We start from the raw sequence: 13,183 nt of genomic DNA on the forward strand, positions 1-13,183 counted from the left end.
CCTCTTTTTTTTAAATGGAATTTTTTTGCCATCCTACAATGGCACATTGTCCCATAGATACACTTCCATCTCCTGAACATGTTTGTTCATGTTGTACGAAGACGTAACCTTCCTGTTCAACATATGTTTTAACTACTTCTGATATGAATTCATTATAGAATACTCCGCCGGTTACTCCAATCACATCAGTACCATGTGCTTTTGCAGTTGCTACTGCTAATTGTGCTAATTTTTCGGCCAGTGCTCTTTGGCATGCACATGCTATTTCTTCTACTAGTACTCCACTATTTATTAAGTCAAGAACATCTACCAGTAATGAGCTTGTATTTATTATATTCCTATCATCTGCTAATCTTGATTCAAGGAGTATGTCCAGTACGTCGAATCCTTCTCTTGCTGATGATTCTAGTTTCATGGAACATTCTCCTTCGTATCCCCTGTTTCTGCTTATTCCTAATAAAACACTTATACTGTCTAATACTCTTCCCATACTACTAGTGTATGCTGTGTTGAAGTTATTTTCTAGTTGTTTTAGGGTTATGTCCACTTCTTTTTCTCCATATTTGAAGTATGATGCATAGTTTGTTTTCATTATTCTTCTTAGTTCTTCAGTATCCATTGCATCATAGAGTATTCCCATTGCCATCCTTATTGGATATTTTGTGCTTAGATCTCCTCCAGGCATTGGTTGTAATTCTAGTCCTCCATGGTTTATGTAGTGTCCAGTGTTGTTCAGGTAGAGTACTTCTCCTCCCCATATGTTTCCGTCTTCACCATAGCCTACTCCATCTGCTGCTATAACTACCATTTCGTCTAGTTTATGTTCTGCCATCAGGCTTGCTGCGTGTGCATGGTGATGTTGTACTTGTATCATTTCTGCATCGTATTCTTCTGATAGTTCCTTTGCTAGTTTTGTTGTGTTGAATTCTGGGTGCATGTCTGCAGCGATGTAGTCTATGTTGTCACATCTTGTTAGTTTTAGTAAGTGTTTTATTGCGTCTTCCATGAATTCTAGTGTTTGGAATTTTGATGTGTTTCCTATGTGTTGTGATGGGTAGCATTTTCCATCTTTTAGTACTGAAAAGGTCACATCTAATTCTGGTCCTACGGCTAGTATGTTGTCTGTAACGTTTATGTTGGAGAAGTCGAATGGTTTTGGCACGTATCCTCTTGATCTTCTTATGAATCCTGGTTTTCCGTTTCTGAATCGTATTACACTATCGTCGCATCTGTTTAGTATTGTTCTGTTGTGTAGTAGGTAGTAGTCTGCTATGTTATCTAGTTTGTCTACTATTTCTTCATTGTTTATTAGCATTGGGTTTCCTGGCATGTTTGCTGATGTCATTACATATGCTGGTTCTATTGTGTATTTGAATAGGAGGTGGTGTAGTCCTGTGTAGGGTAGCATTATTCCCTGGTTGTGCAGTCCTGGTGATAGTTTTTTGGATAAGCAGTAGTCTTCTGATTTGTTTAGTACTACTATTGGTCTTGCTACTGATTCTAGTATTTTTTTTTCTTCTTCTGTGTAGTCTACGAATAGTTTGGCTGTTTGCATGTCTGGTGTCATGCATGCGAATGGTTGGGTGTATCTTCCGAGTCTTTCTCTTAGTTTTTCTATTGCATCATCTGTTGATGTTTTGCATACTAGGTGTGTTCCGCCTATTCCTTTTATTGCCAGTATGTTTCCTTCATCTATTAGTCTGCTTGCTTCTCTTATCGGGTCTCTTGATGGTATTTGTCCATCTTTGTATAGGTATACTTGTGGTCCGCAGTCTGGACAGCATGTTGCTTCTGCATGGTATCTTCTGTTTAGTGGGTCTGTGTATTCCTGGTTGCAGAATGAGCATAATGGGAAATCGTCCATTGTTGTGTTTTTTCTGTCATAGGGTACTTCATCTATTAGTGTGAATCTTGGTCCACAGTTTGTGCATGCTGTGAATGGATAGTAATAATGGTGGTCTTTTGTGTTTAGTATTTCGTTTAGGCATTCGTCACATATGCTCATGTCTGGTGGTATTACTGCTGATCCGGATAGTTTGTTGCTGCTGGTGATTATTGTGAAGTCTGTGTATTTGTTTTCTTGTGTGACTTCTTCTTTGATTTCTACTTTTATATCATTTATTTCTGAACGTACTGGCTTATATTCTTGTAGTTCGTCTACGAATAGGTTTATGTCATCTATTGTTCCTTGTATTATTATTTCAACTATGTTTCCCATGTTACGTACGTATCCGTTTAGGTTCATTACTTTTGCTAGTCGGTATACTGTTGGTCTGAAACCTACTCCTTGTACTATTCCATCTACTAATAAGTGTGCAGTATATTCTTTCATGATATCCCATTACTTGTTTTTAATGTATTAGTGTATCTTTTTTTAAATATTAATATAGATAGGTTTAAATAGAATTGTAGACTATGAAAAAGTATATGAATTAATTTGTTATTATGAGGAGTTTTTTTATGAGAGATATTTTGATGAGATTGATTAATGGTGAGATTAGTATTGAAAGTGCTGAAAATGAGCTTAAGATTATGCAGATTCATGAGATTGGTGATAATATTAAGTTTGATTCTACTCGTGAGAATAGGGTTGGTGTTCCTGAGGCTGTTTATTCTCAGGGAAAAAGTGATGAAGACTTGCTGAAAATAATCAACAATATCAATTTTATAGACAATTTAATGATAACAAGACTCCCTGAAGACAGGTTTAATTCCATTAAGAATAAAATAAATGAAGATGTTCTGGAAAAATCAACTTATTATAATAACGCATCTATATTAACCATTAACAAAAAAGAGCCGAAAAAATGTAAAGGAAAAGTAGGCATAATAACAGCAGGAACAGCAGACATACCCATAGCAGAAGAATCAAGAATAACCCTACAACAAGCAGGATACAAAGTAGTAACAACATACGACGTTGGAGTAGCAGGAATACACAGACTAATAGATAAAATAGCATACATACTAGAAGAAAAAGTCGATATCATAATAACCCTTGCAGGAATGGAAGGAGCCTTACCATCAGTAGTAGCAGGAATAGTAGACATGCCAGTAATAGCCGTACCAACATCCACAGGATACGGAGTTGGAGAAAAAGGATTCACAGCACTATTTGCAATGCTACAATCATGCGCCCCAGGTATTGCAACAATGAACATTGACAACGGATACGGAGCAGCAGTATATGCAATAACAATACTAAAACAAATAGAAAAAAGAGTAAACGAAGGATACTGATATAAAAAAAGAGTTGATAAAAAATGATAATAGAAATCATATTCATGATAGGGCTAATAGTTGTTGCAGGAATAATCTTAAACCTCATACTCGACATAGGAAGTACCCTGCTAAAAATTGTAGCACACATCATATCAGGATGGATACTACTAACACTAGTGAACTTAGTACCTGGAATATACATTCCAATAAATACTCTTACAGTACTAATATCCGGATTTGGAGGAGTAGTAGGTACAGTACTACTAGCATTCCTATACCTAATATTCTAATCTTTTAATTTTTTTAAAATATCCTCCACACCATAACCAAAACCTTTTTCAGCCAATACCTTATCCGCAGCACAACCCAAAATGAATGATGCAATATAAGCTGCATCAAATGGTGAAACTTGTGTTGCTAAAGCAACAATTAATCCAGCGAGAAGATCACCTGTTCCTCCAATAGTCATACCCTGATTTCCAGTTTTATTTAATTTATAATCATCCACTGATGATATTATATCAACAACATCCTTCAACAATATTGTAACATTATATTCCACGGATAACTGTGTTAATAACCTAATTTTATCATCTAATTTTTTAGGAATATCCCTGCCAAACAAGCCCGTAAACTCATGTTTATGGGGAGTTAACACCATATTATCTTTTAACAAGTCCCTGTCAATTAATTTTAAAGCATCCGCATCAATAACCAATGGTATATCAATACTTGACAATATTTTATTGAATAATATTCCTGTTTCCTTTTCAATCCCACTACCTGATCCAATAAGTACTGCATCAACCCGTTCAGATAATTCCATTACCATGTCAAATGCGTCCATAGTCAATATTTTACCTTCAACACCTCGAACAATAAACTCTGGATTATACTGTTTAATTATGTTAGCAGAAGATTCGGGTGCAACAATATACACCAAATCCACAAGTTGTGTCAGACAACTATTAGCAGCAAAGACCACTGCCCCAATATAATCAGGATTTGAACCAACTATCAACACGGACCCGTTTTGTCCTTTATGAGAATCAGTACCGGGAGTTTTAAGTTTTAGAAGGTCACCCTCTCCAACATATTCCTCTGAAACTCTTGGTATTCCTATATCCAACACTTCTATTTCGCCAATATAAGACTTTTGAGCCTTAAGTAATCCTGTTTTCATCTTATGTAATGTTAGTGTAGTGTGAGCTACCACTGTCTTATCCACTACCTGTCCATTATCAGGGTTTAATCCTGAAGGAACATCTACAGACAGTACGATTGCAGGCGAATAGTTTATTGTATCCACTGCACTTGAAATTGGTTGTCTGAGTTTTCCATTAACTCCTGTTCCCAGTATTGCATCCACTATAATATCAGAATTATCTGGTTGTATCTGTGTAGAATCTGTAATAATATTTAATTTAAGGTTTTTATCTGTTTGAGCTATTATTTTTATTGATTCATAGTTTGTTCTGGAATCTGGATTTTTTATATTTTCTGGACGTGCCAATAGGAATAAACGTACTTTATATCCATGATTCAAGAGGTGTCTTGCTATAACAAAGCCGTCTCCACCATTTCCGCCAGTCCCTGAATATATTGATACCTTTTTTTTATTGGGGTATGTGTTTACAATATAATCTGCTATCCTTGTTCCTGCATTTTCCATTAATACCAGTGTAGGTATATGATTATATTCCGTGTTTTTATCTGTTGCCCTCATTTCTAATGGTGTTAGTATGTCTTTCACTTTCACATCCCCCCTCTAAATCTATTTCTTTATTCTATTAGGTTTATCTTATATTTTCCCAGGTTGCCACCATAGTTTCCTGCAGAAATTTTAACAACATCCGGTACTGATTTTATTGCATTAATTGCATTTTGTGTAGCTTTTTTAACACTTTCTTCTGTGAGTCCGTCAAATACTATTTCATATACTCCGTTAACTTCTTCGGGCAGTTTTGTTGTTTCTACAGTGTCTTTGAGTGTTGGACAATATTCTTCATTTGTTGTTGCGTGCATGAATTTATATTTTTTAGATCCTACTTTTGAACCTGATGCAACTATCCCACCAGGAAATGGAGTTATAACTCCAGGAACATCTTTTATTGCATTAACTGCTGCTTCTGCTGCTATTAGTGCTGAAGCTTGTGTTTTTGCCATTATGAATAGGTTTCCTCCAGCTACTGCATTTACTATTCCGAAGTTTTCTTCTATAAGGAAGTCCCCTGACATTACAGGTATCTTATACATTTGCTTATCGTATAATTCTACTTTTTCCTGGTATCCATCTGCAAAGAATGCTAATTTAAAGCCTAAGTTTGTTTGTTTTTCACTATCAGGTAACAAGTTAAAAACTGCTGTTGTTGGTGCGGTCAATACTGCTTGTCCTATTCGTTCAAGTAATTGTTCTTCTACCTTTTCTGTTTTGTTCTGACAGATTATTATTGAATAGCCCGGTCTTCCGTCTGGCGTGTTTTCTGGGCCTACATACTGGTCAATACCTGCTTCTGCAGGACATCCTATGAATGATGTTGCAAATCCTGTTGCTTCTGTTGCAGCTATTTTTGCCAAGTTTTTTGTTGCTGCTGTGATTAATAAATGTGATGCTTTCGTATTGAATGCTTCTGCATATGTGTCTTCTATTATTAGTGAATTCATAAATAAGTAATCTCCATGAAAATTTTTTATTAAAAAAAAAAGAGTTTATAATAAGAGTATTGACTATTCTACTTGGTCTAATACTCCTGTTCCAAAGAATGGCAGTAATATAACTCCTAATATTAAAACCATCCATAATGATATCATACGTTCTATTAATGTTGCTGCAGTACTTACTGATGCTGATATTCCCGCCATTGAATATAGGAGAATCATAACTCCATCGATTGATCCTAGTCCACCAGGCAGTAATGGTATAATACCTATTAATGATGAAACCAGGAATACTGCTGCAATCATTCCTAATGACACGTTAACTCCAAATGCCATGAATACTATGTATACTCTTAGAAGTTCCAAAAACCATACAAGGAATGATATTGCTGATGCTACAATTAACAATCGTTTATTACTTAACAGGTATTTCAGACTGTTCTGAAAACCAAGTAATGAAGTGAGAGCTGTTTCTTCATATTTATCCACTTTATTAGTGAAACGTTTAATTTGTCTAAATACCCATTTAACAGTAGATAATGCAATTGCTTCATTAAAACATAAGAGTATAATGAATAGTAATGCTATTATAAACAGTAATAATGATATTAACAATAGTGAAAATAGTGAAGCACTTAAATGCAGATAGAGCATAAGATAAGCTATTGCAAAAATAGCTAATACCATAAATGGGAATGTGTCAAATATTTTATCACCCATTACTGATGCAAATGTTCTTTTAAAGTCCTCATTTGAACTTTTACTAAGCAGATACGCACGTACAGGTTCTCCACCACTACGTCCACTAGGTGTTAAATCATTTATAGCAAGCCCGATTATTGTCATTGCAAATAATGGCAGTTGTTTATGTGGTATGTTTAATGATTTACATATTATACTCCAACGAGTATTCCATAAGGCTAAAATAATAATTTGCACAACTATTGCCAATAACACATAATTCATGTTAGCTGTTTGCAGTGCAGATAATATTTGGTCTGGTCCTATGAACATTATCATAGCTATTAAAATTATTAGACCTATTGCAAGTAATACTCCTATTTTTTTATAATCCATAGTACCATCCAACACTTTTAAGAGAAATATGATTCTTTATTATATAAGTATTATGTTAAAAGTAATTAATTAAATTATATATTAGAAAAAAATTATTAATATGTTAAAATATAAGTAGAAGTATTATACGAGGACAAACTTATGATAAATGTTATAATTATTGGTGGGGGAAGAGTCGGATTACACTTGATAGATACCCTTAGAAAACGTCATAATTACAGTATTACCCTTATAGAAAATCATAAGTCCATTTATGATATTGTTGATAAAAAATATGATGATGTTAAAATCATAAAGGGAGATGCAACAGATAGAAAAATATTAATTAAGGCTGGCATCGAAACGGCTGATATTCTGGTTATTGCAACCAGTATTGATGAAGTTAACTTATTAGTGGGTATCATTGCACAAGATTATAATTTGAATAAGATTATTGCACGAACTACAAATCCATCACATATGAAAATGTTTAAAAAGTTAGGCTTGAATGAGGTAGTTAGTCCCGAACTTGCAGCTTGTAGTGATATTGAGAAGAAGATTATTCCACAAAACATTTCCGAAATTGCAGTTACTGGTAAGGGAGATTATGAACTTATGGATGTTACTGTTAAGTCCAGTAAAGTAATTGGTAAACGTATTGGTGATATTAGTCCTAGTAACGATTTTATAATTGTAATGTGTCATAAGGATGATAAATTTTTAATTGCTGAAAATAATATTGTTTTAGAAAAAGAGGATGTTGTTAGTGTGCTTGTTAGAACTAAAGCAATTAAGAAAACTAAAAAGTATTTTACAAAATCCGGAATTCTGCCTATATGAGAAAAAGGGTGGTTATGTTGAAGAGTTTCATAATCTGGATGCTATCATAACAGATAAGGATATTTGTTCTGGAACTTGTGATATTGCGTATGGTCCATGACCTGAGAATAATTGTACTGCATCCAAGTCTGCTATTTTTAATATTGATTCTCTCATTTCCTGAATATTTCCTGTTGGAAGGTCTGTTCTTCCAAAGTTTCCTCCGGAGAATATTGTATCTCCACTTATCAGACTTTTTCCATCAAATAAGCATATTCCTCCACGTGTATGTCCTGGGGTGTGTATTACTTCATAGTCTCCTATTTTGTCGCCTTCGTTTAGTTCTTTGATTTCTAAGTCTGGAACTTCCATTCCGAAGGATGCGGCTACTGTTGCATTTGCATCTTTATCTTCTACTGTTTTTAGGTCTAATGGGTGCATGTATATTTCATATCCGTATTCGTCTTGTAATTGTTTACATGCTCCAATATGATCAAAGTGGCAGTGTGTGGCTACTATTTTTTTTATATCTGTCATGGCTAGTCCTGCTTGGCTGATTTCATTTTTTAGGTATTCTATGTTTTCTCCACTTCCCGGATCTATTAGTGTATCGCCTATTATGTAAGTGTTTGAATCTCTTCCTTTTCCCATTATGATTATTATATCATCTACTTTATCCATTATATCACCTGATAGTATAATTATATTTTTGTATGTGAAAAAATAATTATGATTTTTTATAATTCTATCGTTATTTTATTTGAAAATTTTTCTGTTATACTAATATCTATGTCGGTGTAAACTTTTTAATATTTTGTTTAACATAGTTAATCGTATGCAGATAAAGACTATTCTTCTAAATGATATTGACTATATAACCCGTAATGATAGGGCAGTAATAAGATTGTTTGGTACTGATCCTGAAAGTAATGAGAATATTATTGCTTATGATAGTACATTTGTTCCTTATATGTATGTATTAGCTTATGATGTGGATAAATGTTTAACTCAGTTAAGGGAGTTTGGTTTGGATAATCTTGAAGTGGAAAAAAAGATTGATATTGGTGTTGAAAGAGAATTTATTAAGATTACTTTGAATCATCCGCAGGAAGTTCCAAAGTTAAGGGACAGTATCAGAGACTTGAAAGAGGTTAAGGAAATACGTGAGTACGACATACCATTTTATAGAAGGTACCTTATAGATAAACAGATTACGCCGAGAAATATTATTAAACTAAAAGGTCATATCATTAACAAAGAAAACTATGAAACAAGTATAGATGACGATGTCATATTATTTAAAATAGAAGAAGAGCCTGAAGACACAAACAATACAATAACCAGAAACAAAATACTTAGTTTTGATATTGAAGTATACAACGCTGAAGGTATGCCCTCAGCTGAAAAAGATCCAATCATCATGATGAGTCTAAGCGGAAACTATGGCTACAACAAAGTATTATCAACAAAAAAATCAACAAGAGATTTCGTAGAAACACTAGATTCAGAAGAAGAAATGCTGAAACGTTTTGTAGAAATTATTAAAGAAGAAAATCCTGACCTGCTCGTAGGATACAATTCAGACAACTTTGACCTGCCATACATAAAAAAAAGAGCAGACACCCTAAAAGTCAAATTAAATCTGGGCATAGACAATAGTAGTGTAAAGTTCATGAAGCGTGGATTTAATAATGCAGGAGTTATAAAAGGAAGAGTTCATGTTGACTTATACTTACTCATAAGACAGTACATGCGCTTAGAACGTTACACATTAGAACGTGTTTATGAAGAGTTATTTGATGAAGTAAAAATTGACGTTCCCGGAGACAAAATATACAAATACTGGGATTCAGATGATGAAAAATTAGAGGAATTATTTGATTATTCCATGGATGATGCAGTAACCACCACAAAGATAGGTGATAAGATTACTCCCCTCACTATTGCACAAAGCAGGCTCGTAGGACAACCATTATTTGACATTGCCCGTATGACCACAGGGCAGATGATAGAATGGTACCTGATTCTTAAAGCTTATGAACAAAACAACATAGTACCGAACAAGCCGACAAATATGGAGTATAATGAACGCAGACTATCAAAAAGAAATGAGGGAGGATATGTTAAAGAACCGGAAAAAGGCTTGTTTGAACACATTGCCTATCTTGACTTTAAAAGCCTGTATCCAACAATAATTATTGCACAGAACATATCACCCGATACTTTTACTGATGGTGAAGGTTTAAGTGAAGATGAATACTATACATGTCCAGAAAATGGGTATAAATTCAGAAAAGAACCTAAAGGATTCATACCATCCATTATAGGATATATATTGGATGAACGACAGAAAATTAAGAAACTGATGAAAGAAGAAACCGTGCCGGAACAGAAAAAGGCTTATGACTTTGAACAACAGGGACTTAAAAGATTAGCAAATTCAATGTATGGTGTTTATGGATATTCCAGATTTCGTTGGTATAAAAAAGAATGTGGTGCTTCAATTACTGCATGGGGACGAGAATATATTCAGGATGCTATGAAAAAATCAGAACAATATGGTTTTAAGCCAATATACGCAGATACTGATGGTTTTTATGCTACTTATATTGGAGATTTAAATTAAATTTAAAATAATATATGTATAAAAAAACATATATGTTAATAGAATAAATAAAGGGAACACATTTTTATGAAGTTTACACCATTGCAAATGATAGTAATGATTGTTGTATTAGCAGGAATAGTTTATGGTACTTATTCTGCTACAATGGCACAATTACCTGACATTACAGGTACGGTTGTCGGTAATACAAGTAGTCATAATCAAACAAACATGATTCGTGGAACAATATATGTAGAAGATGATTCACATAACAACATATCGATTATTATCACTAACTCGACTAAGATTTACAAGGAAGGTAAGGATGACAAGTTAAGCGATGGAAAAATTAGTCAGTTAAATAAGAATTGTAAGGTAGAAATTCATACTGTTGGAGAAGCTACCAACACTATTCCTCCCCAAATTGTTGCTGAAAAAATTATAATTAAAAAGAAAGATAAGTAATCTTTCTATAATAACTTATTTTTATTAAGAAAAAAAAATTTAGTTTATTTTTGTAATTCTTTAGGATATCTGTATTCTTTAGATATTATTCCATCAGATATTGTTATTCCCTCATTTTCTAGTAAAAACTCTTTATATTGACCATCTGTATTTCCGGCATATCCTCCAACGGTCCAATCTGAACGTACTGTTCTATGGCATGGTATTACTAATGGATAATAATTATTGGATAATACGTTTGCTACTGGTCTTGCACTTCTTGGTTTTCCTATTAGTTCTGCTAGTTTTTTGTAAGATGTTACTTTTCCGTATGGTATTTTATTTTGTTGTCTGAGAACATCTTGTTGGAATTCTGTTAAGTCGCTGAAGTCTAGTTTGTTAATATCGTATTTCACTTTTTTTCCTAAGATAATGTCTTTTATGTCTGACATTGTTTTGTATATGAATTCGTTGGGATTTGTTTCTGTTATTACTCCGCTGAAACGTATTCTTCCATAGTTTTGTTTTCTTGTTTTTAATTCGGGTAATAATACTTGTTCTAGAATATCAGTTTTACTATTCCATACTATACCTATTTCACCAATTAAAGAGTTGAAAGATATATATTTATGTATACCTAAATTGGACACCCCCTATTTTATCAAAAGGATAGTTATGAGTAATTAATATTATATTTCAAGTAACATATAAAAATATCTAGAAAAGAAAAGTAATAAATATTATAATAAAAGTATTAATAAGTTTCGATAAAAAAAAGAACAAACATCCAATGAGAAAATGGGGTCACTGGGATTTGAACCCAGATCCTAGGATTTCTCTTGTCTCAGCACTCCAATTGATCATCATCGTTATGCCTCAGTGTGCGCACTTTCTTCAAAGACAACTGGAGTCCCAGATGATGCCTGGTTACACTATAACCCCAATCATGTAAAAAAGATACTAAGACCAAATCTACTAGGATATAATAATATCTATATAACAAAGATATATATAAATTTTTTCATAAAAAAAATAAGAAAAAATAAAAAAATCTAAATTTTTTCATCCTCATCAAGAGCAACCCTCATAGTATCAGAATCTTGAGGCATATACCTTAAGAAATCATTAGCTGCCCTTCTCACATCAGAAGAACCAATAATATAACGGCCAGCAATAATAATATCAGCACCATTATCTAATGCAGTATTAACCTTTTCAGGAGTTACTCCACCAGCAACAGCAATTAAACCTCTTTCATTTAACTTAGATTTAATATCCCTAATATTACCCCATTCAGATTGTTGCTCATTATCATTATCATTCATAGTTTCAGAATCAATATTTCTATGTAATAATACAATATTAGGTTTTAATTTAAGTTGTTCAAGTTTTGCCGGAATATCCTGTACATTCATCATGTCAAGAATAGAATAAATTCCCTGTTTAGAACATTCATGAATAGCCTTTTCAATAGATTCATTAGTACCTAAACCAGAAATTGCAACCGCATCAGCAGTTTCATCAGCAGCCATTTTAACTTCAACTCTTCCAACATCTAATGTTTTTAAATCAGCAATAATAAAAGCACCAGGTCTTTCTTCCCTAATTTTACTAATAATTTCTACACCAAACTTCTTAACTAGAGGAGTACCAGCTTCGATTAAAATTCTTTCACGTTTTGGTAAATCTCTTATAATACTACGCATTTTATCTTCATTATCAAGATCTAATGCAACCTGTAAGTAAGGTGGGTTCCATAATTTCATAGCCTTGAATCCCATTATTGGATGTGTTCCCCTATCTTTTTCAGCTAATACTTTATCAACAGATGGATATTTATCAAATGCACGTTTAATTGCAAGTTTTGTAGCACCATAATTATATTGATAAATTTTACGATAATCTTTAGCAGAAGGATCAATGAAAACATTAACCATTAGAACTAAATCTTCAACCATATCTCTTGGAATAATTTCCTCTTCTACAGCATCAGCCACAGCCCTTCCAACTGCTGTTTGAGCCGGACCAAAAATTTTACTTGCATCATCCAAGTTTTGTACTGTTACTTTAGGTACAATAAGTGTTGCAGGTTTTGTTGGTAAGTTAGGTCTTATAACAGATAACAATGGTGTATGTCCAACAGACATGCTTGCCATATTTGTTGCAAATGCTGTTCCTACAGGACCATTTTTATCTCCAATTATTAAATCGATATGAGCTAATTCAGGCCCATCACCAATTAAAGCTTCTCCTATTTCATACATAAGTTATTCTCCATTATATTTTTGATAATGATCCATTGTAGATCATTAGATATTGGATTAAAATTTTTATTATAATGATAATATATATGTTATTTTTCAATAATATAATTGACTA

12 protein-coding genes and 1 tRNA gene are annotated in these 13,183 nt (G+C 33.3%); 5 read left to right on the top strand and 8 right to left on the bottom strand.

Annotated elements, in window-relative coordinates; genetic code table 11:
- Positions 1 to 10: 10 nt before the first annotated feature.
- On the bottom strand, positions 11 to 2,332 hold the full coding sequence (gene hypF, locus PXD04_RS22205) for a carbamoyltransferase HypF (RefSeq protein WP_323736979.1): 2,322 nt from the start codon (positions 2,330 to 2,332) through the stop codon (positions 11 to 13).
- 128 nt (positions 2,333 to 2,460) lie between these two features.
- Between hypF and larB the strand changes: the two genes are divergently transcribed.
- Entirely contained in the window at positions 2,461 to 3,240 is a 780-nt protein-coding gene (gene larB, locus PXD04_RS22210; RefSeq protein ID WP_323736980.1) for a nickel pincer cofactor biosynthesis protein LarB, read from the top strand.
- A gap of 23 nt (positions 3,241 to 3,263) precedes the next feature.
- A complete protein-coding gene (locus tag PXD04_RS22215; protein WP_323736981.1) occupies positions 3,264 to 3,512 on the top strand; it encodes a pro-sigmaK processing inhibitor BofA family protein in 249 nt (82 codons plus the stop codon).
- Here PXD04_RS22215 and PXD04_RS22220 read toward each other — a convergent pair.
- The 3 genes from PXD04_RS22220 to PXD04_RS22230 form a co-directional block, all read right to left on the bottom strand.
- Positions 3,509 to 4,975, bottom strand: a complete 1,467-nt coding sequence (locus PXD04_RS22220; RefSeq protein ID WP_323736982.1) for an NAD(P)H-hydrate dehydratase — start codon at positions 4,973 to 4,975, stop codon at positions 3,509 to 3,511. The two genes, PXD04_RS22215 and PXD04_RS22220, sit on opposite strands and share 4 nt — an antisense overlap.
- 29 nt (positions 4,976 to 5,004) lie before the next feature.
- Positions 5,005 to 5,886, bottom strand: a complete 882-nt coding sequence (fhcD, locus tag PXD04_RS22225; protein WP_323736983.1) for a formylmethanofuran--tetrahydromethanopterin N-formyltransferase — start codon at positions 5,884 to 5,886, stop codon at positions 5,005 to 5,007.
- Positions 5,887 to 5,949: 63 nt separating this feature from the next.
- Positions 5,950 to 6,957, bottom strand: coding sequence for a UPF0104 family protein (locus tag PXD04_RS22230; RefSeq protein ID WP_323736984.1), 1,008 nt, complete (start codon positions 6,955 to 6,957; stop codon positions 5,950 to 5,952).
- A gap of 141 nt (positions 6,958 to 7,098) precedes the next feature.
- On the opposite strand from PXD04_RS22230, the gene PXD04_RS22235 reads away from it, so the two are divergent.
- Positions 7,099 to 7,776, top strand: a complete 678-nt coding sequence (locus tag PXD04_RS22235; RefSeq protein WP_323736985.1) for a TrkA family potassium uptake protein — start codon at positions 7,099 to 7,101, stop codon at positions 7,774 to 7,776.
- 27 nt (positions 7,777 to 7,803) lie between these two features.
- Here PXD04_RS22235 and PXD04_RS22240 read toward each other — a convergent pair whose 3' ends face one another.
- Positions 7,804 to 8,436, bottom strand: a complete 633-nt coding sequence (locus tag PXD04_RS22240; RefSeq protein WP_323736986.1) for an MBL fold metallo-hydrolase — start codon at positions 8,434 to 8,436, stop codon at positions 7,804 to 7,806.
- A gap of 133 nt (positions 8,437 to 8,569) precedes the next feature.
- On the opposite strand from PXD04_RS22240, the gene PXD04_RS22245 reads away from it, so the two are divergent.
- Together PXD04_RS22245 and PXD04_RS22250 are read left to right on the top strand one after the other, a co-directional pair.
- Positions 8,570 to 10,381 carry a DNA-directed DNA polymerase gene (locus PXD04_RS22245; protein WP_323736987.1) on the top strand — a complete coding sequence of 604 codons (1,812 nt, stop codon included), beginning with the start codon at positions 8,570 to 8,572 and terminating at the stop codon, positions 10,379 to 10,381.
- A gap of 66 nt (positions 10,382 to 10,447) precedes the next feature.
- Entirely contained in the window at positions 10,448 to 10,825 is a 378-nt protein-coding gene (locus tag PXD04_RS22250; RefSeq protein ID WP_323736988.1) for a hypothetical protein, read from the top strand.
- Between the two features lie 44 nt (positions 10,826 to 10,869).
- Here PXD04_RS22250 and PXD04_RS22255 read toward each other — a convergent pair whose 3' ends face one another.
- From PXD04_RS22255 to PXD04_RS22265, 3 genes are all read right to left on the bottom strand, one after another.
- Positions 10,870 to 11,454 carry an MGMT family protein gene (locus PXD04_RS22255; RefSeq protein ID WP_323736989.1) on the bottom strand — a complete coding sequence of 195 codons (585 nt, stop codon included), beginning with the start codon at positions 11,452 to 11,454 and terminating at the stop codon, positions 10,870 to 10,872.
- Between the two features lie 149 nt (positions 11,455 to 11,603).
- A tRNA-Trp gene (locus PXD04_RS22260) sits at positions 11,604 to 11,746 on the bottom strand.
- Positions 11,747 to 11,856: 110 nt separating this feature from the next.
- On the bottom strand, positions 11,857 to 13,068 hold the full coding sequence (locus PXD04_RS22265; protein WP_323736990.1) for a bifunctional 5,6,7,8-tetrahydromethanopterin hydro-lyase/3-hexulose-6-phosphate synthase: 1,212 nt from the start codon (positions 13,066 to 13,068) through the stop codon (positions 11,857 to 11,859).
- Between the last annotated feature and the right edge of the window lie 115 nt (positions 13,069 to 13,183).

Origin of the sequence: Methanosphaera sp. ISO3-F5 (genome assembly GCF_034480035.2) — an archaeon.
Taxonomy (GTDB): domain Archaea; phylum Methanobacteriota; class Methanobacteria; order Methanobacteriales; family Methanobacteriaceae; genus Methanosphaera.